The following is a 23,253-nucleotide window of genomic DNA, read 5'->3' on the forward strand; positions in this document are numbered from 1 at the left end:
ACAATAAAAATGATCTTCACCCCGGAACACGAAGCACTGCGCCGTACCGTCCGCCAGTTCGTCGAGCACGAGATCAACGCCCACGTCGATGAATGGGAAACGGCCGGGCGCTTTCCGATCCACGAGATTTTCCGCAAGGCCGGCGACCTCGGTCTGCTGGGGATTTCCAAGCCGGAAAAATTCGGCGGCATGGGTCTGGATTACAGCTATTCGATCGTCGCCGCCGAAGAGTTCGGCACCATCCACTGCGGCGGCATTCCAATGTCGATCGGCGTGCAAACCGACATGTGCACTCCCGCCCTCGCCCGTTTCGGCTCCGATGAACTGCGCGAAGAATTCCTGCGCCCGGCCATCACCGGCGAGCAGGTCGGCTGCATCGGCGTCTCGGAAGTCGGCGCCGGCTCCGATGTCGCCGGGCTCAAGACTACCGCGCGCAAGGATGGCGACGACTACGTGATCAACGGCAGCAAAATGTGGATCACCAACTCGCCGAGCGCCGACTTCATCTGCCTGCTGGCCAACACCTCGGACGACAAACCGCACATCAACAAATCGCTGATCATGGTGCCGATGAACACGCCGGGCATCAGCCTCAGTTCGCACCTGGACAAGCTCGGCATGCGCAGCTCGGAAACCGCCCAGGTGTTTTTCGATAACGTGCGTGTGCCCCAGCGCAATCGCATCGGCCACGAAGGCGCCGGGTTCATGATGCAGATGCTGCAGTTCCAGGAAGAACGCCTGTTCGGCGCGGCCAACATGATCAAGGGCCTGGAATACTGCGTCGACAGCACCATCGAGTACTGCAAGGAACGTAAAACCTTTGGCAACGCGCTGATCGACAACCAGGTGATCCACTTCCGCCTCGCCGAATTGCAGACCGAAATCGAATGCCTGCGGGCGCTGGTCTATCAGGCCACCGAGCAATACGTCAAAGGCCAGGACGTCACCCGACTGGCCTCGATGGCCAAGCTCAAGGCCGGGCGCCTCGGTCGTGAAGTCAGCGACAGTTGCCTGCAATATTGGGGTGGCATGGGCTTCATGTGGGACAACCCGGTAGCCCGCGCCTACCGCGACGTGCGGCTGGTGTCGATTGGCGGCGGCGCCGACGAAATCATGCTGGGGATCATCTGCAAACTGATGGGCATCCTGCCGGGGAAAAAGAAATGAGCGCCCTGCCCAATTGCCAGACGCTGCTGCTGGAGCGGCACAACGGCGTGTTGCACATCACCCTCAATCGCCCGGACAGCCGCAACGCCATGAGCCTGCAAATGGTCGCCGAGTTGCGCGCCGTGCTGGCCAGCGTGTGCGATGACCGCAGCGTCCGCACACTGGTGCTCAGCGGTGCCGGCGGGCATTTCTGCGCCGGCGGCGACATCAAGGACATGGCCAACGCCCGCGCTCAGGGCAGTGATGCCTATCGCGACCTGAACCGAGCGTTCGGGTCGTTGCTGGAAGAAGCGCAGCACGCACCGCAAGTGCTGATCACCGTGCTGCAAGGCGCAGTGCTCGGGGGTGGCTTCGGGCTGGCCTGTGTCAGCGATATCGCGATAGCCGATCACCAGGCGCAATTCGGTTTGCCGGAAACCAGCCTCGGCCTGCTGCCGGCGCAGATCGCGCCGTTCGTGGTGCAGCGCATCGGCCTGACCGAGACCCGACGCCTGGCCCTGACCGCCGCCCGTTTCGACGGCCATCAGGCCCGGCGTCTGGGGCTGGTGCATTTTGTCGAGCAGGACCCGCAGGCGCTCGCCGAGCGGCTGGATGACGTGCTCGATCATGTCTTGTGCTGCGCCCCCGAAGCGAATGCCGTGACGAAAAAACTGCTGCTGGCCAGCGCCGGCCAACCGTCGAGCGAATTGCTGGACGAAGCCGCGCAGTGGTTCAGCGCCGCGGTGACCGGGGCCGAGGGCATCGAAGGCACGATGGCGTTTGTGCAAAAGCGCAAACCGAGGTGGGCCTCCTGAAAGCTTCGTCGGAACGCCGCCCGGAGCAAGCCCGCCCCCACAGTTTTTGTGAGCACCACTGCATCCTGTGGGAGCGGGCTTGCCCGCGATGAGGCCCTTCAATCCACCGCCAATATTCAGGAAAACCACCATGCCCGCCCTCCAAAAAATCCTGATCGCCAACCGCGGTGAAATCGCCTGCCGCATCCAGCGCACCGCCCAGGCCCTCGGTTATCGCACCGTCGCCGTTTTCAGCGATGCCGACGCTGACGCACTGCATGTCCAAATGGCGGACGACGCCGTGAACATCGGTCCGGCACCCGTGCAACAGTCCTACCTGAACATCCCGGCCATTCTCGACGCCGCCCGGCGCAGCGGCGCCGACGCCATCCACCCAGGCTACGGCTTTCTCTCGGAAAATGCCGAATTCGCCCGCGCCTGCAAACAGGCCGGCCTGACCTTCATCGGCCCCAGCGTCGAAGCCATCGAACTGATGGGCAGCAAACGCCAATCGAAAATCGCCATGCTCACCGCCGGCGTCCCCTGCATCGCCGGCTATCAAGGCGCCGAGCAGGACGATGCGACCCTGACCCGAGAGGCCGAGCGCATCGGTTATCCGTTGATGATCAAGGCCAGCGCCGGTGGTGGCGGGCGCGGCATGCGACTGGTGCACAGCGCCGAGGAACTGCCGGCACAACTGCGCACCGCCCGCTCGGAAGCATTGAACGGTTTCGGCAGTGATGAACTGATCCTCGAACAGGCGTTGATCGAGCCGCGCCATGTCGAGGTGCAGCTGTTCGGCGACCATCACGGCAACCTGATCTACCTCGGCGAGCGCGACTGTTCGATACAGCGTCGCCACCAGAAAGTCATCGAAGAAGCGCCGTGCCCGGTGATGACCGCAGAACTGCGCCAGGCGATGGGCGAAGCGGCACTCAAGGCAGGGCGTGCGGTGAACTACGTGGGTGCCGGCACCGTGGAATTTCTCCTCGACGCCAGTGGCCAGTTCTACTTTCTGGAGATGAACACCCGGTTGCAGGTCGAGCATCCGGTGACTGAATTGATCACCGGGCTGGATCTGGTGGCGTGGCAACTGTCGGTCGCCGAGGGCCAACCGCTGCCGCTGACCCAGGCGCAGGTGAAACTCGATGGTCACGCGATGGAAGTGCGTCTCTACGCCGAAGATCCGGCCCAGGGTTTTCTGCCGCAGACCGGGCGTGTCGAAGCCTGGGCGCCGGCACTGGATCGCGGTGCGCGGATCGATCACGGCCTGATTGAAGGACAGTCGATTTCACCGTTCTACGACCCGATGCTCGGCAAACTGATCGCTTATGGTGCGACCCGCGAAGAGGCTCGGCGCAAACTGTTGTGTGCGGTGCAGGACAGCGTGTTGCTGGGCGTGCAGAGCAATCAGCGTTTGCTCGCCAGCCTGTTGCAGCATCCGCAGTTCATCAGCGGGGAGTTCGGCACTGGCTTCATCCCTCAACATTTCGCCGATCACGATTGCCTGCACGCCTATTCGCCCAGTGCCGAAGAGCTGGCCATCGCGTCGGTGATTTTTTACCAATCCGCCGCGCAACAACATCGCGCCCCGTTGTCCGGATGGCGCAACAATGTCGGTGCACCGTTGCTTTATCGAATCGGCCTCGACGCCCGCGACTGGAATGTGCAACTGCGTACCAGTCCGGACAAGGCGTTTGAAGTGCAGGTCGCCGAACGTGTCATCAAACTCACGCTGGTCGAGCACACCGCCGGGGCCGTGACACTGGAAATCGATGGCCTGCGCCAGCGCCATGCCTATCGCCTGCACAACGACCAGCTCTGGCTGTTCACCCACCCCGGCAGCCTGCATTTGGTGGACCGAACTCATGCGGTGATCGACAGTCAGACCAGCGTCAGTTCCGGCACGTTGAAAGCGCCGATGGATGGCGCCATCATCGATGTGCTCGTCAGCGAAGGCAGCCCGGTCAGCAAGGGCCAGCTGCTGGTGGTGCTGGAAGCGATGAAAATGGAGCACCCGCTCAAGGCCGGCATCGACGGCGTGCTCAAGCGGGTGCAGGTCAAGGTCGGCGATCAGGTAAAAAATCGTCAGGTTCTGTTGCAGGTCGAGTAGTCGCCGCGCGCATCCGCAAGGTTTGACTACGCTCTGAATAATCAGGACGCGGAAATCAGGAACCCTGCGATGCCCCATTGGCTGGTCATAGATCTGGAAGCCACCACCGATGAGGGTGGCTGGCCGGTTACGGAAATGGAGATCATCGAGATCGGCGCGACCCTGGTGGATCGCGCGGGTCGCGAGCAGGATCACTTTCAGCGCTTCGTCAAACCGACGCGGCGCCCCTTGTTGACGCCCTTTTGCCGCGAACTCACGCACATCACCCAGGCCAACATCGACGCGGCGCAGCCGTTGAGCGAGGTCTGGCCGGCCTTCGAGCGCTGGCTCGGTCAGCACCAGACGCGCCTTGAAGGCTGGGCCAGCTGGGGCGATTACGACCGCAAGCAATTGCTTCAGGAATGGCAGCGTCTGCAACTCGACAGCGCCCTGAGCCGGGTGCCGCACATGAACCTCAAACAGCGCTTTGCCAAGGCCCGGCGCCTCGAACGGCCTCTGGGCCTCAATGGCGCGTTGCAACTGGCGGGGATGCAATTCAGCGGTCAGCAGCATCGGGCGCTGGAAGATGCGCGCAATACCGCACGCCTGCTGCCACTGGTATTGCCGCTCTAGCACAGGTGACGGCATCGGAAGCCTTGTGCATACTGGCCGCCCCTTTTTGACCCTTTTAAGCCCTTTTCGAGAGGAATCGCCCATGTTTAAAGTCAACGAGTACTTCGACGGCACCGTCAAGTCGATCGCTTTTGGCACTGCTGAAGGTCCTGCGACCATCGGCGTCATGGCCCCGGGCGAATACGAATTCGGCACCAGCCAGCGTGAAATCATGCACGTGGTTTCGGGCGCCTTGACCGTCAAACTGCCGGACAGCAGCGACTGGGAAACCTTCGCCGCCGGTAGCCAGTTCAACGTGCCCGCCAACAGCAAGTTCCAGCTGAAAGTCGCCGTCGACACCGCTTACCTGTGCGAATACCGCGGCTGAAACTCCGGTTTCCTGCGGTCATGAAAAATGCCCGTGTCCAGGGACACGGGCATTTTTCGTTTCTGGCGGGTTATTCGAGGATTTCTACCGGCATGCCGACCTCAAGCCGGCCGTTGCCGTCGTTGACCAGGTTCTGGCCGAACATCGCGCCATCGGCCTGAGCACGGGTCTTCTGCAAGGTCGCCAGTGGTTCGCGGTCAGCGCTGCGCTCACCGGTCTGCGGATCGATCGTGGTGAGAATGCACCGCGAGCAGGACTTGACCACGCGGAACTCGACATCGCCGATACGAATCCGCTTCCAGCCATCCTCGGCGTATGCGTCACTGCCTTCGATCACCAGATTCGGCCGGAACCGCAGCATTTCCAGCGGACGCCCGACTTCCTGCGACAGGTGTTGCAGCGAGGCCTCACCAATCATCAACAGCGGGAAACCATCGGCGAATGCCACTTGGTCATCGTCGTTGCCGTACCCGGCCTGGGTCGTCCGGGCGCGATCCAGCGGCACTTGCACCAGTCGGGTTGGCTTGCCGATGAAATCGCTGACCCAGCGGGCCGCCTCTTCACCGGCATCCGGCACACGCAGGGCGTCACGCCAGATGGTCACGCCACGCAGGTTGTCGTCGCTGCCGGGCAAGGCGACATCCATTGCCGAATGCCCCGGCGCGCTGAGCGTCAGCCCGCCGCTGGCATTCCACAACGCGGAGAGCTGGCTCATTTTCGCTTCGGCACGCTGGGTCAGGAACCGCCCGCTGGCCTCATCCACCAGCATCCAGCGTCGGTCACCCTCAAGCCCCAGTTTGTCCAGGCCGATCCCTTGCAGGACCTCACCCTTGGCGGATTTCAACGGGTAACGATAAAGCGCGCTCAGACGCAGCATGGCCAGCTCCCTGGTGGGTCAAAAACGCCACCCTATACGAGCTTTGTCAGCGAATCAAAGGCTGACGCAGGGTCAGCCTCGACCTGTGGATCAGGCCGGCACTTCGTCAAGCATCAGACGCTGGCGCACCACATCCACCAGTTTGTCCGGCTGGAACTTGGAGAGGAAATTGTCGCAGCCGACCTTTTTCACCATCGAGTCGTTGAAACTGCCGGACAGAGAAGTGTGCAACACCACGTACAGGCCACGCAGGCGCGGGTCGTTGCGGATTTCGGTGGTCAGGCGATAGCCGTCCATTTCCGGCATTTCGGCGTCGGTGAACACCATCAGCAGTTTGTCGGTCATGTTCACCCCGGTATCGGCCCAGGCCTTGAGCATGTTCAGGGCTTTCAGGCCATCGCTGGCGATGTGCATCTTCACGCCCAACTGGCCGAGGGTGTCGCGCAATTGCGAGAGCGCCACGTTGGAGTCGTCCACCAGCAACACTTCGCGGCCACGGGCACGTTCCAGCACCGGGTCGTCCAGTTTGTCCCGGGAGACCTTGGCGTTGTACGGCACGATTTCGGCAAGGACTTTCTCGACGTCGATGATTTCCACCAGTTGATCGTCGACCTTGCTGATGGCAGTCAGGTAGTGCTGGCGACCGGCACTGGTCGGCGGCGGCAGAATGGCTTCCCAATTCATGTTGACGATGCGGTCCACGCCACCGACGAGGAAAGCCTGCACCGAGCGGTTGTACTCGGTGACGATGATCGTGCTGTTCGGACCCGGCACCAACGGTCGCATGCCGATCGCCTGGGACAGGTCGATCACCGGCAGCGTCTGGCCGCGCAGGTTGACCACACCGCAGACAAACGGGTGACGCTGGGGCATCAAAGTCAGCTTCGGCAATTGCAGGACTTCCTGCACCTTGAACACGTTGATCGCGAACAATTGGCGCCCGGCCAGTCGAAACATGAGAATTTCCAGGCGATTCTCACCCACCAGTTGCGTGCGTTGGTCTACCGTGTCGAGAATGCCGGCCATCAATGACTCCTGGGCTTGTTCTGATGAATTCACTATTGGGGGTTATCGGCTGAATCTGGCGGATCTTGATCCCGTCCAAAATCACCAACAAAAATGCCATTGGCAGGCATTGATGTCACATTAACATCATGCTTTACTGGCCCGGTGAAATCATCTGCTACATTCTTCTCGGCGCGACCCCGATTTGCGCCACAGGTTCCCGTGCCTAAGGGAATCCCCTAGGAACAATCAGGCCCAACCTGATGTTCGCGATATCCAATAGCCATTAATGTGACGCCATTCTCATTGCATGAACGGAGTCAGGCTATTGTGTGCGATCGCAGTTCAGTGGAAACACATCCTCTTGAAACCCCAGGTCTGTGCCAATGCACACCGGGGCGCGGTCTCGCGACGGTTCATGATCGTCGACACACACGGCATTCCCTCATCAGACATGACGTGGTGGAGATAAGCATGCCGAACGACCGTAGTGACTGGGCGCAGCGCTTCCCCGAATTCCTTGTCGAGGCTGAAACGCTCCTGGCCAAGTCCGAAGAATGCCTCAGCCATCTGCAGCTGATCAGCAATGACAAGGACGCCATCGACTGCATGCTCAGCACCCTCCTCAAGCTGGCGAACAAGGCCGATGCCCTGGGGCTGGAGGCGGTATCCGAATTCTCCCTGCACCTGCATGGCTTGCTCAACCAGGTGCAGGGTCACGTGGATTTGCATGCACAGGCCCTGGAAGCACTGAAGGATTGCTTCACCCTGATGGCCTGGCAACTGGAACTGATCGACCCAAGCACCGGCCAATTGGGCCTGGATGAAAGCGAACAGGTGACGCTGATCGAAGCCTTTGCCTGCCAGGTGGGGCAGACTCACTTCCAATTGCCGCTCAATGGCAAGCCGATGTCCCTCGTAACCTGGTCGGAGCGCCAAGCGTAATCGGGCATACCGTGGGCTGTTCGCGCCCGTCATTTCTCACAGCCGAAAGTCGCAATTGAATAGTTCATGCCTGCCTGCGACATCCTCCAATAAATAATTACGCTTGATGAATGCTGACTGCCTTCTGCTGATGTCAGGGTTTTCCTGTGCAAAAGTAACTTGCTGCTGCATCGATAATATCGAGTCGGATATTTCAACTTTTCCATTATGGAACTCTCGTCCAACATGGCCTGTTTCCTGACTCTTTGGACATATTGGCAAACGCGACCAACGGTATGTTAAGTGGTATTATGCAGCCCGTTAGTTGCTTCAATTAATGGCATTGTGACTTCAATGATGGGCTGCCACCGAAGTTGGCGCTCAATTATCGATCACTGAACCGTTTTGAAATCAACAACCTGAGCAAACGTTTTCCAGACAGAGACCGCCAGCCCTTCTGACGGTCTGCCCGCAGCGAACATCCATTGGCTCCATCCGCTATGTACGCCAGCCTCAAGTCGATCACCACATGGCCTCCCTCCCGAGAAAATGCCCGCAGGTTCACACTCCTGCTGTGCACGGTTTCAGCCTTGGGCAGTCTGTTGAGCTATGGCGTCTCCGCGCCGCTGTCACTCGGCCTGTTGCTGATCAACGTGGCGGTTGCCGGCTGCGTCTGGACACAACATCGCCTGTCGCGCAAATCCATCAAATTCCAGCCTCAGGAACTGGCCGACCGTTTGCTGGAAGTCCAGGAAAACGAGCGCCATCGCCTGAGCCGCGAACTGCATGACGATATCGGCCAGTTGCTGACCGCCGCCAAGCTGCAAAGCGAATGGCTCAAGCGTCGCTTGCCCGCGGAGATGCAGGAACACTGTTCGGTACTTTGCGAGACGCTGGAAGAAACCCTCAACAAGGTGCGCGACGTTTCGGCCATTCTCAACCCGCGGCAACTGACCAGTCTGGGTCTGGAAGCGAGCCTGCGTGCGCACCTGGTCAAGGTATTGGCCAATAATTCGGTGCACTGGAGTCTGGACTGCCAGCAGCGCCTGAATGGAATCCCCGAAGAGATGGCCGTCGCAGCCTTTCGCATCACTCAGGAAGCCGTGACCAACATCCTTCGTCACGCACAGGCCAAAAACCTGCTGATTCGCGTGCAACGCCTGCCACAGGGCTTGACCCTGCTTATCAGCGATGATGGCCTGGGCTTTTCCCCGGCGGCGAATCCCGGCCGCGAAGGACAGCGGGGCATGGCCGGGATGGCCGAGCGCATTGAGCAACTGGGCGGCACACTCAATGTGACCAGCGAGCCGGGCAAAGGCACTCAAATCGAAGCACTATTCCCCTGGGCGCCCCGGGCACTCGAGCGGGCCAGTACGAATAAGGTTATGCGTTGACTTGTAACTTACTTCTGGTGGATGACCACTCGCTGATCAGGGCCGGCGTGCGTGCCCTGGTGCTGGATATTCCCGGCTATGCAGTCATCGGCGAGGCCAATGATGGCTCGCAGCTGCTCGAGATGGTCGAGCTGCTGTCCCCCGATATCGTATTGCTGGACATTTCCATGAAAGAAACCGGCGGCCTGGAAGCCCTGCAGCGACTCAAACGAGTGCGTCCGCACGCCAAAGTGCTGATTCTTTCGATGCACACCGACCCCGCGCTGATCATGCAGGCGCTGGAGTCCGGTGCTCACGGTTATCTGCTCAAGGACACCACGGCCACCGAACTCGAACATGCGCTCGAAGCTCTGCGCAACAACGAGCGCTACTTGAGCCCCGCCATCGCCCATACCGTGATCAATCAGGCGCTGACCCGCAATCTGAAACAGCAGCCGGAAGTCGCCGAGTCGCACAACCTGACCGCACGCCAGCTGGAAATCCTGCGCCTGATCGTGCGTGGCAAGTCCACACGGGAAATCGCCAACGGCCTGGGCCTGAGCATCAAAACAGTCGAAACCCACCGCTCGCAGATCATGAAGCGCCTGCAGATCTACGATGTGGCAGGCCTGGTGCTGTTTGCCGTGCGGGAACAGATCATCAGTCTGGACGACTGAGCCGACGAGTTGCACTCAACAGCGGCGAGCCCTTCGGCAAATGCACACGCAACGCCCCGGGGCGCGCCGCAAACCGCAAACTTTCGCCCTCCAGGGGCTCGCCGTCGAGATTGATGTAAAGCCCTTCGGCGACCTTGATTTCAACCCATGGCAAACGGGCACGCACAAACATGTTGTCAATGCCGAAGCCGTCGCTGAGCAGATTTTTCAGGGTGCCAACCAACTCCTGCGGCGCCGGCAGGATGCTGATATCCAAGAGACCATCGTCCACCAGCGCTTCGGGGCACAACACGTGTCCGCCGCCGGCCTGACGGCCATTGCCGATCCCGAGGGCCAGCAACTCGCCCTGCCAATGGAAATCCGGCCCCTGCAACTCACCGTACGCGGCATGCAGTTCACTGAACCGCGTCAAACCGGTGAACAGATAAGCTGCGCCACCCAATACCTTTTTCAGATCTTCCGACGTGTTGGCCGTTACCTGGCTGCCGAATCCTCCGGTCGCCATGTTCAGGAAGATCTGCCCACCGACTTCACCCAGATCGATGTCGTGGGCGGGCGCTTCAAGCAACTCAAGCGCCTCGGTCGGCTCCAACGGGATACTCGCCGCGTGGGAAAAGTCGTTGGCAGTTCCCAGCGGTAAAAGCACCAGACTGGCTTTGCCCGGATGCGCCGCCAGCGCTTCGGCGATATCACGCAGGGTGCCATCCCCACCGCCGGCGATGATCTGGCGGTATCCCGCCGCCAGCGCCTCCTCCACCAACCGCTGCGCATCGCCGGCCTCCCAGGTCAGACGTACAGCCAGCTCCCAGCCTTGCTCTCGCTTGTTCTCGACAGCGGCACGAACCGCCTCGTTGAGTGCCTGCTTGCCATGCAGAATCAACAATGCCTTGCGTTCACTCATTGCGGTTACTCCCGGAATTAAATCGGTACGGAACATCTTGACCCTCAAGAGGGATAAAAAAGTCGCACTCTTTCTGATTAATTCCTGAAGCTCGCCCTCCTTGTCCTACATACCGGTACTTTTTCGTACAGAACGTAAGGAATCGGCTCAATTGACCCGGCCCGGCCATTGGTACAACGTGTGTCGGCGTTAGTGATCTTCAATTCAATTACACAAGGATGTGCATGTAATGAGTGGAAACAGGTTCAGGACTTTCGATATTTTGCATTTCGGCATTTGCCAAGAGCCCCCCACTGCAGCAGGTGGACGTTTCCATGCAAAGCCATGAAGCAGGGCTAGCCGTGAGTCCGGTTGCCTCTCTCTCCGAAAGTCGCGCCAGCCTCAAAGACGAATTCAAATGCAGCGCCAGAAATACCGGAGAAAACAATATGGAACCGCGTATCACCGAGCTGGAAACTCACCTCAAGTACATTCGACGCGACATGGACGAAGTCAGAGGAGACGTCAAAGCCATCAAGCACCGCCTTGCCTACTCGGCAGGTGCGACAGCGATGGTGCTCGGACTGGTGGGCTGGATCGCCAATAGCCGGTTCGACCAGCTCGTTGCACTGATCAGTCGTTGACTGGCAGACAGGCAGGCATCGTGTAACCACTGTGCCTACCTTTCAAATACCTGCGATCAACCGAGAAGCTCGCTGAGTGGAATGAATGGCACCAGGTCTCCCTCGGCCAGGACTCGTCCCTCTTGTACCTCCACCAGCCCCTCGGCCCAGGCAGCGCTGCGCAGAACGCCGGAACTCTGGTTAGGGTAGATCGTCGCCAGTCCCTCCGCCAGACGCCCCCGCAGATATTCACGCCGATTGCCGGCATGGGGCCAGACAAATCCTGCGGGTACCGAAAACTTCAGCGGCTCGACATCCTGCACGCCCTGGCGACGTAACAGATAAGGTCGGGTCAACAAGGCGAAAGTCACCAGTGTCGAGGCAGGATTACCCGGCAATCCAATCACCGGGACACCGCGAAAATGCCCGACAGTCAATGGCTTGCCGGGCTTGATTGCCAGCTTCCAGAGTGTCAGCTCGCCTTCTTCCCTCAATGCGATTCCGAGGAAATCCGCCTCTCCGACCGATACCCCACCGGTCGACAGAATCAGGTCTACATCCTGGAGCTCCCCGAGTTTCGCACGGGTAGTGAGCAGGTCATCAGGCAGAATACCGGCATCAACCACTTCACATCCCAGGCGCTGCAACCAGCTGCACAACAGCACCCGGTTGCTGTTGTAGATCTGTCCCGGCCCCAACGTCGTGCCCGGCTCGACCAACTCGTCTCCGGTGGACAAAACCGCCACACGAACCTGTCGAACGACCTCAAGCCCTGCACAACCCAGCGATGCAGCCAGCCCCAGCTCGATCGGACCGAGCCGAGTTCCTGCGGACAAGACCAATTCACCGACGGTCGTTTCCTGGCCTTGTGGACGAATGTTCTGCCCGGCCACCATCGTTTCGATGAAACTCACGCGCTCATCGGCATGAATCTCGACGTTTTCCTGCATCTCGACACAGTCGGCCCCCGCAGGCACCGGCGCGCCGGTAAAGATCCGGGCACAGGTGCCCGGTTTCAAAGGTTCCGGTGCCTGACCGGCGAAAATCTTCTGACTGACCGGCAACGGCTCGCCGGTCCAGTCGACCAGATTCAAGGCATATCCGTCCATGGCGCTGTTCGGCCATGGCGGCAGATCCAGCGTCGAAATCAGATCCTGCGCCAGCACCCGCCCGTGAATCTGCGCCAGTGGCAAAGACTCGCACTCGACAATCCGCGAGGTTTCGGCCATTTCCAGCAAACGCGCCAATGCCTCTTCAACAGGCATGAGGCTGCCGGTCTTGCCCGGCTTACCCACGGGATTCACAAGGCGCTGCCTTTTTCAAATGAGTAACGAAATTGCAAGGGCGGTGACGTGAGTCCAGTTGCTCGGCCAGGATGCCATCCCAACCGGTGCGCACTGCATTGGTCGAACCTGGCAGGCAGCAGACCAGCGTGCCATTGGCCAATCCCGCCAGAGCTCGGGATTGCACGGTGGAGGTGCCGATGTCGGCAACCGATATCTGGCGAAACAGCTCACCAAAACCATCGACCTGTTTGTCCAGCAGGCAGGCAACGGCTTCCGGTGTACTGTCGCGACCGGTAAAACCGGTGCCTCCGGTAATCAGCACGACTTGCACGACGTCTTCGGCAATCCAGTGGGCAACTTGCGCACGGATCTTGTACAGGTCATCTTTGAGCAGCACGCGCTGCGCCAGATGATGGCCGGCGGCCGTCAGACGGTCAACGAAGACCTGGCCGGAGGTATCGGTTTCCAGGGTTCGGGTGTCGCTGACCGTCAGCACTGCGATATTGAGCGGTGCGAAAGGTACATCAGCCTTGGCTTTCATAGGCTCGTCCAGTTGTAGGAGAAACAGCCCGGTGTTATATCACAGCGCCCCCTTTTTTCGCCGCCCCCGCGGAGAGTTGCCATGACCTCGAACACGCCATTACCACCTTGCTCCATTCTGTTACTGGCGGGTGGGCGCGGCCAGCGCATGGGCGGCAAGGACAAGGGGCTCGTGGAATGGCACGGTGAACCGTTGATCGCGCATCTTCATCGTAAAGTTCGGTCGTTGACCGATGATCTGATCATCTCCTGCAACCGCAATCGTGAACGCTATGCGCCATTTGCCGACCAGTTGGTAGGCGATGACGAGGAAGATTTTCCCGGTCCGTTGGCCGGCATTCGTGCCGGCTTGAAAGCCGCGCGCCACACCCACCTGCTGGTACTGCCCTGCGATGTCCCGCGCATCGACCTTGCGTTGCTGCAGAGTATGCGCGAGGCGGCCAGTCTGAATTCTGAAAAACCTTTAATGTTGCGCCATGACGATCACTGGGAACCGCTGCTTTGCGTAATCCCCGTGGCACTCCTGCCCGCCTTCGAAAACGCCTGGAACGCTGGAGAACGCAGCCCCGGCCGGCTGATGCGCACTCTTGATGCCCAAGCCCTGGTTTGCCCTGACAACGACCCACGCCTGGCCAATCTCAACACCCCTGAACTGTTGAGTTCGCACAACACTGTGTCAGACTGACAGCACTCAAGGAACTTGCACGCCTTGTATACGTCTCAAGCTCAGTAACCAAAAGAATTTCCCTTCGGAGACACACTCATGACTCAACGGACCCTCGCCACTTTCATGCTCGCACTGGGCCTCGCCACCCTCGCCGGTTGCGCCTCGCCAACAGTGATCACCTTGAATGACGGTCGCGAAATCCAGGCTGTCGACGCCCCTAAATATGATGAAGATTCGGGCTTCTACGAGTTCGAACAACTGGACGGCAAGCACACTCGCATCAACAAGGATCAGGTTCGTACTGTCAAAGAGCTTTAATTCTTCAGTTCGACACCCGATACAGAAAAGCCCGCAATATGCGGGCTTTTTCGTGTCTGACCGAAAACAATCGATAGCGGGATCACCAGTCCAGCGTGATGCGGCTCTCGAACTCGCGGGGCTGCCCCGTAACCGGATCGATGAATCGCAGGCCTTGCGCCAGAAGTTTCAGCGGATTGGCGTAGTCATCCTCAACGTCTTTGAGCACTTCGGGATAAAACGGATCATTGCAGATGCTCGCCCCCAGCGCCGTCATGTGTACTCGCAGCTGATGCTTCTTGCCGGTCACCGGATACAGGCCGTAGCGCCAGAGATCACCATTCCTTTCACGCACCTCCACCGCCGTTTCGGTGTTACTTGCACCCGCCCCCTCCTTCATGCGGAAGAAAGGTTCGCCATCGACGAGACGACTTTTGTGTACCAACGGAAAGTCCAGCCCAGGTAACGCGGCCGCAATGGCTTCATAGCGTTTTTCAATCTGCCGGGTGGGGAACAGCGACTGATATGCCGACCGCGTCTGTGGGTTGGCCGAGAAAATCACCAGCCCGGCCGTGTGCCGGTCAATCCGATGCAGCGGCACCAGATGGGGATTGTTCAGGCGCCGGATCAATCGGCGAAGCAGCGTCTGTTCGACGTACTCGCCTGCCGGGGTCACCGGAAGGAAATGCGGCTTGTCGGCCACCACCAGATGATCGTCCGCATACAGAATCGACTCAACTACCGGAATCGGTTTTTCATCCGGCACTTCACGAAAGTAGTGAATGCGCAGCCCTTCCCTGTAGGGCAAATCCAGCGCGATCGGCCGCCCCTGACCATCCAGCACCCGGCCCCGGGCAATCCGATCCAGCCATTGATCGCGCCCGATGGCACTGAAATGCTCACACAGGCAGTCGAGCACTGTCCGCCAGTTGCCGGGGGGCAGATACAGCGTGCTGGCCTGATTCAGTGCGGCGGAAAACGTGGGGGTGCTGGACATACAGAGAACTCGAACCTTCAAAGCAGAGCGGCATTATCCAACACCGGGCGCAGCAGACCTAGCGCAGAATCAGGCGGGGATCGATTTGAGCGCCGCCGCCTCGGTGAATTCCTTGAGCCAGCGCAGAACATCGACGGCCTCCCAGCGGCCTGGGTCGTACAAGGCGTACAACAGTCCCTGATAACCGACCACATCCAGTTGCTTGTGATAACCGGCGCGCTGAAACAAGGCCTCGATCTCGGCAAAGCACGTATTGAAATGCAGCTTGTTGAAGGGAGTCTTGCCTTCCGTGACCAGACCGTCCAGGCGCAATTCGTGGACGGCCTCGCGCACCACGTCAACCGACATCCCGTTCACGCTGCTTTTCAACTGTTCGACATTGACCACGGTGACTCCCTCTGACATCCGGCTTGCCCTGGCGAATGCCCGAAAACGGCATGGCAGGCCAACTCAATTACTGTATGCGCATACAGTAACCGAATAACCCGAAAAGTGCCAAGTCGTGATTGAGCGAAGGTGACGAGCGCCATCAACGCAGAAGGGAAAAGACCATTAAAGCAGGAATGCCACCACCTGATCGGCACTGAACGGCCACCCCAGTTCCGCGCCGGTATCGACCCTGCGCAAGACCGGGATCCGCAGGCTGTAAGCCTCGAACCACGACTCATCGTCAGCAATATCCACCAGTTCCACCAGTAGGCCATGCTCGACAAAAGGCATCAGTTCAGCCTCGGCGACTGCACACAAATGGCACCCCAGGGTGCCGAACAACTGGCATTCAGGAAGCATATGCGCTCAACCCCAGAAAACGAGTGCTCATTCTAGGCCTGCCCGCAAGGCCCGTCGACCTGCCCACCGGGCTCAAATCCGCTCTTCGCAAAACCCTGATGTAAATCAGCCCACAAAATTGCCGTTTACGCGATGCTCCGGTGTTTTTTACCTCTACGCTTGAAGAGCCTGACCTGTTCCGGAGTGTCTTGTGTTTGCCAATCTGCTGATCATTCTGGCGTCGTCCCTGGTGATGATTGCCCTGTTCCGTCGCCTGCGCCTGCCACCTGTGCTGGGCTACCTGTGCGTGGGATTGATGGTCGGGCCGAAGGCGTTCGACTGGATCAATGAAAGCGAACACTTGCCGGACCTTGCCGAACTGGGGGTGGTGTTTCTGCTGTTTTCCCTGGGGCTGGAATTCTCCCTGTCGAAAATGATTGCCCTGCGCAAGGTGGTTTTCCGTCTGGGCAGCCAGCAGGTGCTGATAACCACCCTGCTGCTTGGGAGCGTGCTGATGCTCCTGGGCATGCCCGCCACACCGGCCTTGCTGCTGGGCGCTGGCCTGTCGTTGTCATCCACGGCGATTGTGACCAAGGAACTGAGCAGCCTCGGCGAAATCTTCAGCAGCCACGGCCAGAACGCAGTCGGCGTTCTGTTGTTTCAGGATGTGGTGGCCGTATTGCTGCTGACGCTGGTGCCGGTGTTCGCCGGCAGCAGTGATCAGGCCTGGTACTGGGCGTTGCCTCTGACCTTGCTGAAGACCGTGTTGCTGTTTTTCGGTTTGTTGCTGGCCAGCCGCTGGCTGCTTCCCCGCCTGTTTCAGGAAGTCGCGGCGTCCCGCTCGGCGGAGCTGTTCGTACTGCTGGCACTGGTAATTGTGCTGCTGACGGCCTGGCTGACCCACCTGCTGGGCCTGTCTCCGGCCCTCGGCGCGTTCCTCGCGGGCATGCTGCTGGGCGAGAGCCATTACCGGCATCAGATCGAGGCCGACATCCGGCCGTTTCGCGACATTCTGCTGGGACTGTTTTTCGTCAGCATCGGCATGCTGATCGACCTGCAACTGTTCGCCAGCCACAGCCTGCTGATTATCGGCATGACCCTGGGTTTGCTGGTGATCAAAGGCCTGGTGGTGGCGCTATTGGTGAAATGGCGCGGCAGCGACAGTGAAACGGCCTGGCGCAGCGGCCTCGCCCTCGCCCAGGGCGGTGAATTCTGCTTCGCCCTGATGGCACAGATGCAGCAAACCCGGTTGCTCCCCGCCGAACTCGGTGCGCTGCTGCTCGCCGCCACCTTCTGCTCGATGCTGCTGACGCCCCTGCTGTTACGCGCCGCACCGCGCATCGCCGCCGCCCTGCACCGCAAACCCAACCAGGAAGCGCAGATCGAGGAAATCAGCGCCCTCAATGCGGGGTTCGACGGGCATGTGGTGATTTGTGGCTACGGCCGTGTCGGTCAGTCGATCGGGCGTTTCATGCGCAATGCCGGGCAAACCTACGTCGCGCTGGACAACGATCCGGTGCGGATCCAGGAAGCCGCCAACGCCGAGCGCGACGTCCACTACGGCGATTCAACCCGCGGCGATCTGTTGACCGCCGTCGGTTTGCTGCGCGCCAGGTTGCTGGTGATTGCTGTGGATCAAGCCGACGTGGCTCTGCGGGTTCTCAAGGAGGCAAGACGCCTCAACCCGACAGTGCCGATCCTGGTGCGCACCCGGGACGACAGCCAGTCGGCCGAGCTGAAAGCAGCCGGCGCCAGTGAAGTGGTGCCGGAACTGCTGGAGTCGAGCCTGATGCTCGGTTCCCATGCCCTGATCCTGCTGGGGTTCCCCGCGCACCGGGTGCAGGAGAAAGTCGATCAGGTGCGTATCGATCGTTATCGCCTGCTTCACGGTTTTTACCCCGGAGCCGACGATGAGGAGACCTAGTCCTGGCTCACCGCGCCGATCTTGTGCAGCGACAGGTCGGCGCCGTAGTACTCCTGTTCCTGGCTCAGGCGCAGACCATGCAGTGCCTTGATCGAACCATAGACGGCGAAACCGCCGATAAGCGCCACCGCCACACCAAGGGCGGTGCCGATCAACTGGCTGATCAGGCTGACGCCACCGAGCCCGCCCAACGCGGTCGACCCGAAGATCCCGCAGGCAATGCCGCCCCACACGCCACACAGACCGTGCAACGGCCAGACACCGAGCACGTCGTCGATGCGCCATTTGACCTGCGCCGCTGTGAAGCACCAGACAAACAGGGCACCGGCAATCGCGCCGGTTACCAGCGCACCGACCGGATGCATCAGGTCGGAACCGGCGCACACCGCCACCAACCCCGCCAACGGGCCGTTGTGCAGGAAGCCAGGGTCGTTGCGACCGACGATCAACGCCGCCACCGTTCCGCCCACCATGGCCATCAGCGAGTTGACCGCCACCAGCCCGCTGACCCCTTGCAGGGTTTGCGCGCTCATCACGTTGAAGCCAAACCAGCCGACGATCAGAATCCACGACCCCAACGCCAGAAACGGAATGCTCGACGGCGCGAACGCCACCAGCTTGCCATCGCGATAGCGTCCGTTGCGCGGCCCGAGCAGCAGCACTGCCGCCAACGCCAGCCAGCCGCCCATGGCATGCACCACCACCGAACCTGCAAAGTCATGGAAGGCTGCACCGAATTGCGCGGTCAGCCAGGCTTGCACACCGTAGTTGCCGTTCCAGATCATGCCTTCGAAAAACGGGTAGATGAACGCAACGATCAGCGCCGTGGCGCACAGTTGCGGCACAAACCGCGCTCGCTCGGCGATGCCGCCGGAAATGATCGCCGGGATCGCCGCCGCAAAGGTCAGCAGGAAGAAAAACTTCACCATTCCATAACCATGATCGGCACTGAGTACCGCCGCCGGTTGCAGGAAGGTCACTCCGTACGAAAGCCAGTAGCCTATAAAGAAATAGGCCAGGGTCGACACCGCGAAGTCGCTGAGAATCTTCGACAGGGCATTCACCTGGTTTTTCTGGCGAACCGTTCCGACCTCCAGAAACGCGAAACCGGCGTGCATGGCCAGCACCATGACCGCACCGATCAGAATGAACAACGTGTTGGAACTGTGGACCAGCGTGTCCACAGCGCTTTGCAGATTTTCCATGAGGAGGCAGACCCGAGGCTGAAAAAGGCACCAAAGCGGTTCATGCGCACATTTCATGCACCAAGTTGCGACCACGCAGTCACTGATCCGGCAGGTCGGTGAACCGCTTTGGCGCACAAGGTCGATGGCTGACATGAACCTTCATCATCCGGGACAAGGTTTGCCCGGTTTCACGCCCGGCAACAGCGCACTGCCACCGATCGACGCACCACGACACAGCAAAGTTTGTACCAGTCATTTGTACTGAACCTTCACTCTTGGCTCATACTCGAACGCTTCAGAACACCGCTTCAGAACGCCACTTACGGAGATCCCCCATGGCCAGCATCAAGGCAAAGACTGCTCAAGAAATCCTGATGAACGACTTCCAGACCCTGGTCAGCGACACTGAACGCTTGCTGGAGCACACCGCCACGCTGGCCGGTGATCAGGCCGATGAGTTGCGCGAACAGATCCACGAAAGCCTGCTGCGCGCGCGGGAAACCCTGAAGCTGACCGAAGACACCCTGCGCGAGCGCGGTCAGGCGGCGGTCACCGCCACCGAGGAATATGTGTCGGCCAACCCGTGGCAATCGGTGGGCATCGCCGCCGGCGTCGGCTTTCTGATTGGCCTGCTGGCCACGCGGCGCTGATCATGTCGATCGGTGAATCCGGCCCGAACTCGGGCACCGCCTCCTCCACGCGTCGTCTGGGTGCTGCCGTTCTCGGCCTGCTGCACAGCCACGTCGAACTGTTCGGCATCGAACTGCAGGAACAGAAAGCCCGCACCGTCAGCCTGTTGCTGTTCGCCGGCCTGGCGCTGGTGTTTGCGCTGCTGTTGCTGGTCGGCCTGTCGACCCTCGTACTGATCGTGTTCTGGGACACGTATCGCCTCGCCGCAATCATTGGTCTGTGCGTGTTCTACACCCTGGCGGCAATTTTTTGCGCGCTGCGTCTCAAAGCCGCGATCTTCGATGAATCCTCGCCCTTCCACGGCACGCTGGAAGAACTGGCCAATGATCGGGAGCGCCTGCTGCCATGAGCCTGCCTGAACTTCCGCACAACAGCTCACGCCGGGAAATGCGCAAGGCACTGATCCGCCTGCGCATGGAAATGCATCGTCAGGAAATCCGCCATGAAACCGGCCAGGTCCTGCAACCACTGCAACGCATGCGTGGCATGACGCAAAACCTGCAGGGTGGTTTCGGCATCAAGCACGCGCCGTTGTGGGGCGTGGCGGCTGTGACGCTACTGGGTTTCATCACGGGTAAAGGGGCCAAGAGCGGTGGCGTCGGCGGTTTGACCCGACTGATCCGCCTGGGCACCAGCCTCGCTCCGCTGATCAAGCTGGTCATGCAGAGTTCGAGCAAGCGCTGATCCCCACGCATCTGGCTGCATTCTTGCAACACCGGCGGGATTGAATCTCTTATCCGGAGGTTCAATCCCGCTTGCCTGTCCGGCCGGCAGAATTCGACCAGAACAAGAACGACAAGGAGGCCCCGTGATCGACGGGCAACCGCTCGCCTGCTTTCAACCTTTCATCGATACCGCCACCGGACGCATTGCCGGGGTCGAGGCACTGGGCCGTCTGCGCCAGGCCGATGGCCAACTGGCGTCGGTCGGACCGCTGTTCGCCGACCCGCGCACCCCGGCCATCGCGCTGCGCCGAATGGACCGGCAGATCCGCGACAATGCGCTGAGTCGACTGCACGAAGCCCCGCCGGACTGGTTTCTCAGCCTGAACATGTCACCGCGCTGGATCAGCCGCTTGCGTGCCGATCAGGCACTGCCCAGCCTGAAGCAACTCGCGCGGCACGGTATCGACCCGCAACGGATTGTTTTCGAGATCACTGAACTGGGCGGTAACAGCCAGCGCCTGACCGAAGTCGTGGCGCGCTACCGCGATGCCGGCGCCCGGATCGCTATCGACGATTTCGGCGCCGGTTATTCGCAGCTCGATCGTGTGCTGGCGCTGCAACCGGACATTCTCAAACTCGACATGCGTCTGTTCCAGGCCGCCGCACTGGGCGGGCCGAGCAGTGACGTGGTCAAGGCCCTCGCGCAAATGGCCGAAAAAACCGGCTGCTGGATCATTGCCGAAGGCGTGGAAACTGCGGCGCAACTGAATTTCGCGCTGGAATGCGGATCGCGCTACGTGCAGGGTTTTCTGTTCGCCCGGGCGCAGGAGGCGCTTTTCGGTACGAATGACTTCGTGGAGCGCTTTGCCGAGCTGCGCCAGTCTTACGTGCGTCAGAAGCTGGCCGAGCGCAGCAAGCTGATGTTCATGCGCCAGCAGCTCAGCGAACTCATGACCATTCTGCAAACCTGGGCCCAGGCCCGCGCTCCGCTCAGCGCCCTGCCACAGCTCGACGCCTTCCCCTGGCTGCTGCGTTTTTATCAATGTGACCGCCACGGCACCCAACTGACGCCAAACCTGGAGTGGCGCCCCAGCGGCTGGGTCGCCGACAATCGCTATCTGGGTCACAACTGGTCGTGGCGCCCCTACTTCTATCACCTGCTGGCCGAAGGCTGGGAGGAACGGCGCCTGACCCTTTCCAACACCTACCGCGACGCCACCAGCAACCAGTATTGCCTGACCGCCGGACAGTTTTTCGATAACGGCGAGCGCCTGCTGTTGATCGACATCGATGCGGCGGGGCTGTAGTTGCGCTTGCAGATGCCAGCCTGAACCGGGAAGCTAGGGAATCAGTCACCAGACGGAGAGAATCAGCCTTGGATTGGCATACCCTGCTCAACCGCGAACGTCTCGGCAAACCGTTGCACAGCCCGCAGGAACTTGGCCGCAGCCCGTTCCATAAAGACCATGACCGCATTATCTTCTCCGGCGCCTTCCGCCGTCTGGGGCGCAAGACCCAGGTGCATCCGGTGTCGAGCAACGACCACATTCACACCCGCCTGACCCACTCGCTGGAAGTCAGTTGCGTCGGCCGCTCTCTGGGCATGCGCGTCGGCGAAACCCTGCGTCGCGCCTTGCCTGAATGGTGCGATCCGAGCGATCTGGGCATGGTGGTTCAATCGGCCTGTCTGGCACACGACATCGGCAACCCGCCGTTCGGCCATTCCGGCGAAGACGCGATCCGTCACTGGTTCCAGCAGGCTGCGGGCCGCGGCTGGCTGGATGCGATGAGCGATGCCGAACGAGGGGATTTCCTGAACTTCGAAGGCAACGCCCAAGGCTTCCGGGTACTCACGCAACTGGAGTATCACCAGTTCGACGGCGGTACCCGGCTGACCTACGCCACACTCGGGACCTATCTGAAATACCCTTGGACAGCCCGTCACGCCGACTCCCTCGGTTACAAAAAGCACAAATTCGGCTGCTACCAGAGCGAACTGCCGTTGCTCGAACAGATCGCCCACAAACTGGGGCTGCCGCAACTCGAAGAACAGCGCTGGGCGCGCCATCCGCTGGTGTATCTGATGGAGGCGGCGGACGACATCTGTTACGCCTTGATCGATCTGGAAGATGGCCTGGAAATGGAGCTGCTCGATTACGCCGAAGTCGAGTCTCTGCTGCTCGGTCTGGTGGGCGATGACCTGCCGGAAACCTACCGCCAGCTCGGCCCGCAGGATTCGCGTCGGCGCAAACTGGCGATCCTGCGCGGCAAAGCCATCGAGCACCTGACCAACGCCGCCGCCCGGGCTTTCGTCGAACAACAGGACGCACTGCTGGCCGGTACGCTGCCGGGGGATCTGGTGGAACACATGCACGGTCCGGCCAAACGTTGCGTGTTGAACGCCAAGGACATCGCCCGCAAGAAAATCTTCCAGGACAAGCGCAAGACGTTGCATGAGATCGGCGCCTACACGACCCTGGAGATCCTGCTCAACGCCTTCTGCGGTGCCGCCCTGGAACAGCACAACGGCCGCACGCCGTCCTTCAAGAGCCGCCGGATCCTCGACCTGTTGGGCAACAATGCACCGGATCCGCGCGGTCCGCTGCACGCATCGTTCCTGCGCATGATCGACTTCATCGCCGGCATGACCGACAGCTACGCCAGTGACATGGCGCTGGAAATGACCGGACGTTCCAGCCATTGACGTCTGCTGCCCGACCGATCCGCAATGGATCGGTCGGGCGCCGACGACTGAACCTCTTCCAAAGTCTGTGCAGTCGGCAGGGCTGAAAATAAAACCTGAAATCAACTAACAACAATCATTGAAAGCCTTTACCCGAT

At 60.4% G+C, this 23,253-nt stretch carries 26 protein-coding genes and 1 pseudogene; 18 read left to right on the plus strand and 9 right to left on the minus strand.

The window, feature by feature from the left end:
• The first annotated feature begins 9 nt into the window (after positions 1-9).
• The 6 genes and pseudogenes from atuD to ppnP all read left to right on the plus strand — a co-directional run bounded on the left by atuD (position 10) and on the right by ppnP (position 5,032).
• Positions 10-1,167 (plus strand): citronellyl-CoA dehydrogenase, encoded by a 1,158-nt coding sequence (gene atuD, locus ACKUG4_RS18830; protein ID WP_445434606.1) that lies wholly within the window; start codon positions 10-12, stop codon positions 1,165-1,167.
• The gene (locus tag ACKUG4_RS18835) at positions 1,164-1,961 is read left to right on the plus strand and encodes an enoyl-CoA hydratase/isomerase family protein (protein ID WP_445434607.1); all 798 of its coding nucleotides are present in this window, start codon (positions 1,164-1,166) and stop codon (positions 1,959-1,961) included. The genes atuD and ACKUG4_RS18835 overlap by 4 nt, the downstream gene beginning before the upstream one ends.
• Before the next feature lie 130 nt (positions 1,962-2,091).
• Positions 2,092-3,574 (plus strand): annotated as a pseudogene (locus ACKUG4_RS18840) (acetyl-CoA carboxylase biotin carboxylase subunit); the annotation flags it as partial.
• A complete protein-coding gene (locus ACKUG4_RS18845) occupies positions 3,568-4,053 on the plus strand; it encodes an acyl-CoA carboxylase biotin carboxyl carrier protein subunit (protein WP_445434646.1) in 486 nt (161 codons plus the stop codon). The pseudogene ACKUG4_RS18840 and the gene ACKUG4_RS18845, both read left to right, overlap by 7 nt.
• Positions 4,054-4,122: 69 nt before the next feature.
• Positions 4,123-4,665: a 3'-5' exonuclease gene (locus ACKUG4_RS18850; protein WP_039770400.1), complete on the plus strand. Its 543-nt coding sequence runs from the start codon at positions 4,123-4,125 to the stop codon at positions 4,663-4,665.
• Between the two features lie 82 nt (positions 4,666-4,747).
• Positions 4,748-5,032 (plus strand): pyrimidine/purine nucleoside phosphorylase, encoded by a 285-nt coding sequence (gene ppnP / locus ACKUG4_RS18855; protein ID WP_007940055.1) that lies wholly within the window; start codon positions 4,748-4,750, stop codon positions 5,030-5,032.
• A gap of 70 nt (positions 5,033-5,102) precedes the next feature.
• Here the strand turns inward: ppnP and ACKUG4_RS18860 are convergent, their stop codons facing one another.
• The gene (locus ACKUG4_RS18860) at positions 5,103-5,909 is read right to left on the minus strand and encodes an MOSC domain-containing protein (RefSeq protein ID WP_445434608.1); all 807 of its coding nucleotides are present in this window, start codon (positions 5,907-5,909) and stop codon (positions 5,103-5,105) included.
• Positions 5,910-5,999: 90 nt separating this feature from the next.
• On the minus strand, positions 6,000-6,935 hold the full coding sequence (locus tag ACKUG4_RS18865) for a chemotaxis protein CheV (protein WP_003226705.1): 936 nt from the start codon (positions 6,933-6,935) through the stop codon (positions 6,000-6,002).
• A 453-nt stretch (positions 6,936-7,388) separates the two neighbouring features.
• Between ACKUG4_RS18865 and ACKUG4_RS18870 the strand changes: the two genes are divergently transcribed.
• The 3 genes from ACKUG4_RS18870 to ACKUG4_RS18880 all read left to right on the plus strand — a co-directional run bounded on the left by ACKUG4_RS18870 (position 7,389) and on the right by ACKUG4_RS18880 (position 9,888).
• Positions 7,389-7,859: a hypothetical protein gene (locus ACKUG4_RS18870; protein WP_085612230.1), complete on the plus strand. Its 471-nt coding sequence runs from the start codon at positions 7,389-7,391 to the stop codon at positions 7,857-7,859.
• Between the two features lie 479 nt (positions 7,860-8,338).
• Positions 8,339-9,232 (plus strand): sensor histidine kinase, encoded by an 894-nt coding sequence (locus ACKUG4_RS18875; RefSeq protein WP_445434647.1) that lies wholly within the window; start codon positions 8,339-8,341, stop codon positions 9,230-9,232.
• Positions 9,229-9,888, plus strand: coding sequence for a response regulator (locus ACKUG4_RS18880; protein ID WP_064598266.1), 660 nt, complete (start codon positions 9,229-9,231; stop codon positions 9,886-9,888). Before ACKUG4_RS18875 ends, ACKUG4_RS18880 begins: the two co-directional genes overlap by 4 nt.
• Here ACKUG4_RS18880 and yegS read toward each other — a convergent pair.
• The gene (gene yegS / locus ACKUG4_RS18885) at positions 9,872-10,789 is read right to left on the minus strand and encodes a lipid kinase YegS (RefSeq protein ID WP_064598268.1); all 918 of its coding nucleotides are present in this window, start codon (positions 10,787-10,789) and stop codon (positions 9,872-9,874) included. The genes ACKUG4_RS18880 and yegS overlap by 17 nt on opposite strands.
• A 314-nt stretch (positions 10,790-11,103) precedes the next feature.
• Between yegS and ACKUG4_RS18890 the strand changes: the two genes are divergently transcribed.
• Positions 11,104-11,412, plus strand: a complete 309-nt coding sequence (locus ACKUG4_RS18890) for a hypothetical protein (RefSeq protein WP_172829499.1) — start codon at positions 11,104-11,106, stop codon at positions 11,410-11,412.
• A gap of 56 nt (positions 11,413-11,468) precedes the next feature.
• Here ACKUG4_RS18890 and ACKUG4_RS18895 read toward each other — a convergent pair whose 3' ends face one another.
• Together ACKUG4_RS18895 and moaB are read right to left on the minus strand one after the other, a co-directional pair.
• A complete protein-coding gene (locus ACKUG4_RS18895) occupies positions 11,469-12,695 on the minus strand; it encodes a molybdopterin molybdotransferase MoeA (protein ID WP_445434609.1) in 1,227 nt (408 codons plus the stop codon).
• A complete protein-coding gene (moaB, locus tag ACKUG4_RS18900) occupies positions 12,679-13,218 on the minus strand; it encodes a molybdenum cofactor biosynthesis protein B (protein WP_064598275.1) in 540 nt (179 codons plus the stop codon). The genes ACKUG4_RS18895 and moaB overlap by 17 nt, the downstream gene beginning before the upstream one ends.
• An 81-nt stretch (positions 13,219-13,299) precedes the next feature.
• Between moaB and mobA the strand changes: the two genes are divergently transcribed.
• Positions 13,300-13,902, plus strand: coding sequence for a molybdenum cofactor guanylyltransferase MobA (mobA, locus tag ACKUG4_RS18905; RefSeq protein WP_064598277.1), 603 nt, complete (start codon positions 13,300-13,302; stop codon positions 13,900-13,902).
• A gap of 78 nt (positions 13,903-13,980) precedes the next feature.
• On the plus strand, positions 13,981-14,202 hold the full coding sequence (locus ACKUG4_RS18910; RefSeq protein ID WP_039770418.1) for a YgdI/YgdR family lipoprotein: 222 nt from the start codon (positions 13,981-13,983) through the stop codon (positions 14,200-14,202).
• 82 nt (positions 14,203-14,284) lie between these two features.
• Here the strand turns inward: ACKUG4_RS18910 and ACKUG4_RS18915 are convergent, their stop codons facing one another.
• The 3 genes from ACKUG4_RS18915 to ACKUG4_RS18925 all read right to left on the minus strand — a co-directional run bounded on the left by ACKUG4_RS18915 (position 14,285) and on the right by ACKUG4_RS18925 (position 15,967).
• Entirely contained in the window at positions 14,285-15,178 is an 894-nt protein-coding gene (locus tag ACKUG4_RS18915; protein ID WP_085612225.1) for a pseudouridine synthase, read from the minus strand.
• A gap of 69 nt (positions 15,179-15,247) precedes the next feature.
• Positions 15,248-15,565, minus strand: coding sequence for a hypothetical protein (locus ACKUG4_RS18920; protein ID WP_064598282.1), 318 nt, complete (start codon positions 15,563-15,565; stop codon positions 15,248-15,250).
• Between the two features lie 165 nt (positions 15,566-15,730).
• A complete protein-coding gene (locus ACKUG4_RS18925) occupies positions 15,731-15,967 on the minus strand; it encodes a glutaredoxin family protein (protein WP_064598283.1) in 237 nt (78 codons plus the stop codon).
• Between the two features lie 190 nt (positions 15,968-16,157).
• On the opposite strand from ACKUG4_RS18925, the gene ACKUG4_RS18930 reads away from it, so the two are divergent.
• Positions 16,158-17,870, plus strand: a complete 1,713-nt coding sequence (locus ACKUG4_RS18930) for a cation:proton antiporter (RefSeq protein ID WP_064598286.1) — start codon at positions 16,158-16,160, stop codon at positions 17,868-17,870.
• On the opposite strand, the gene ACKUG4_RS18935 is transcribed toward ACKUG4_RS18930, so the two are convergent.
• Entirely contained in the window at positions 17,867-19,075 is a 1,209-nt protein-coding gene (locus ACKUG4_RS18935) for an ammonium transporter (RefSeq protein WP_445434610.1), read from the minus strand. The two genes, ACKUG4_RS18930 and ACKUG4_RS18935, sit on opposite strands and share 4 nt — an antisense overlap.
• Before the next feature lie 317 nt (positions 19,076-19,392).
• Here ACKUG4_RS18935 and ACKUG4_RS18940 point away from each other — a divergent pair, with 317 nt between their 5' ends.
• The 5 genes from ACKUG4_RS18940 to ACKUG4_RS18960 all read left to right on the plus strand — a co-directional run bounded on the left by ACKUG4_RS18940 (position 19,393) and on the right by ACKUG4_RS18960 (position 23,116).
• Positions 19,393-19,707 (plus strand): ElaB/YgaM/YqjD family protein, encoded by a 315-nt coding sequence (locus ACKUG4_RS18940; RefSeq protein ID WP_007955729.1) that lies wholly within the window; start codon positions 19,393-19,395, stop codon positions 19,705-19,707.
• A gap of 2 nt (positions 19,708-19,709) precedes the next feature.
• Positions 19,710-20,096: a phage holin family protein gene (locus ACKUG4_RS18945; protein ID WP_011335280.1), complete on the plus strand. Its 387-nt coding sequence runs from the start codon at positions 19,710-19,712 to the stop codon at positions 20,094-20,096.
• On the plus strand, positions 20,093-20,431 hold the full coding sequence (locus ACKUG4_RS18950) for a hypothetical protein (RefSeq protein WP_064598290.1): 339 nt from the start codon (positions 20,093-20,095) through the stop codon (positions 20,429-20,431). The genes ACKUG4_RS18945 and ACKUG4_RS18950 overlap by 4 nt, the downstream gene beginning before the upstream one ends.
• A gap of 124 nt (positions 20,432-20,555) precedes the next feature.
• Positions 20,556-21,719, plus strand: a complete 1,164-nt coding sequence (locus ACKUG4_RS18955) for an EAL domain-containing protein (RefSeq protein WP_039770425.1) — start codon at positions 20,556-20,558, stop codon at positions 21,717-21,719.
• Positions 21,720-21,787: 68 nt separating this feature from the next.
• Positions 21,788-23,116 carry a deoxyguanosinetriphosphate triphosphohydrolase gene (locus tag ACKUG4_RS18960; RefSeq protein ID WP_064598294.1) on the plus strand — a complete coding sequence of 443 codons (1,329 nt, stop codon included), beginning with the start codon at positions 21,788-21,790 and terminating at the stop codon, positions 23,114-23,116.
• The last annotated feature ends 137 nt before the right edge of the window (positions 23,117-23,253 follow it).

It is taken from the genome of Candidatus Pseudomonas auctus, from assembly GCF_048654275.1.
Classification (GTDB): domain Bacteria; phylum Pseudomonadota; class Gammaproteobacteria; order Pseudomonadales; family Pseudomonadaceae; genus Aquipseudomonas; species Aquipseudomonas pharyngis.

Excerpts from the sequence above, each read along its gene's own strand:
- atuD (WP_445434606.1), top strand. The coding sequence starts at position 10 with ATGATCTTCACCCCGGAACACGAAGCACTGCGCCGTACCGTCCGCCAG.
- ACKUG4_RS18835 (WP_445434607.1), top strand. The coding sequence starts at position 1,164 with ATGAGCGCCCTGCCCAATTGCCAGACGCTGCTGCTGGAGCGGCACAAC.
- ACKUG4_RS18850 (WP_039770400.1), top strand. The coding sequence starts at position 4,123 with ATGCCCCATTGGCTGGTCATAGATCTGGAAGCCACCACCGATGAGGGT.
- ppnP (WP_007940055.1), top strand. The coding sequence starts at position 4,748 with ATGTTTAAAGTCAACGAGTACTTCGACGGCACCGTCAAGTCGATCGCT.
- ACKUG4_RS18860 (WP_445434608.1), bottom strand. The coding sequence starts at position 5,909 with ATGCTGCGTCTGAGCGCGCTTTATCGTTACCCGTTGAAATCCGCCAAG.
- ACKUG4_RS18865 (WP_003226705.1), bottom strand. The coding sequence starts at position 6,935 with ATGGCCGGCATTCTCGACACGGTAGACCAACGCACGCAACTGGTGGGT.
- ACKUG4_RS18870 (WP_085612230.1), top strand. The coding sequence starts at position 7,389 with ATGCCGAACGACCGTAGTGACTGGGCGCAGCGCTTCCCCGAATTCCTT.
- ACKUG4_RS18875 (WP_445434647.1), top strand. The coding sequence starts at position 8,339 with ATGTACGCCAGCCTCAAGTCGATCACCACATGGCCTCCCTCCCGAGAA.
- yegS (WP_064598268.1), bottom strand. The coding sequence starts at position 10,789 with ATGAGTGAACGCAAGGCATTGTTGATTCTGCATGGCAAGCAGGCACTC.
- ACKUG4_RS18890 (WP_172829499.1), top strand. The coding sequence starts at position 11,104 with ATGCAAAGCCATGAAGCAGGGCTAGCCGTGAGTCCGGTTGCCTCTCTC.
- moaB (WP_064598275.1), bottom strand. The coding sequence starts at position 13,218 with ATGAAAGCCAAGGCTGATGTACCTTTCGCACCGCTCAATATCGCAGTG.
- mobA (WP_064598277.1), top strand. The coding sequence starts at position 13,300 with ATGACCTCGAACACGCCATTACCACCTTGCTCCATTCTGTTACTGGCG.
- ACKUG4_RS18910 (WP_039770418.1), top strand. The coding sequence starts at position 13,981 with ATGACTCAACGGACCCTCGCCACTTTCATGCTCGCACTGGGCCTCGCC.
- ACKUG4_RS18915 (WP_085612225.1), bottom strand. The coding sequence starts at position 15,178 with ATGTCCAGCACCCCCACGTTTTCCGCCGCACTGAATCAGGCCAGCACG.
- ACKUG4_RS18925 (WP_064598283.1), bottom strand. The coding sequence starts at position 15,967 with ATGCTTCCTGAATGCCAGTTGTTCGGCACCCTGGGGTGCCATTTGTGT.
- ACKUG4_RS18935 (WP_445434610.1), bottom strand. The coding sequence starts at position 19,075 with ATGGAAAATCTGCAAAGCGCTGTGGACACGCTGGTCCACAGTTCCAAC.
- ACKUG4_RS18940 (WP_007955729.1), top strand. The coding sequence starts at position 19,393 with ATGGCCAGCATCAAGGCAAAGACTGCTCAAGAAATCCTGATGAACGAC.
- ACKUG4_RS18945 (WP_011335280.1), top strand. The coding sequence starts at position 19,710 with ATGTCGATCGGTGAATCCGGCCCGAACTCGGGCACCGCCTCCTCCACG.
- ACKUG4_RS18950 (WP_064598290.1), top strand. The coding sequence starts at position 20,093 with ATGAGCCTGCCTGAACTTCCGCACAACAGCTCACGCCGGGAAATGCGC.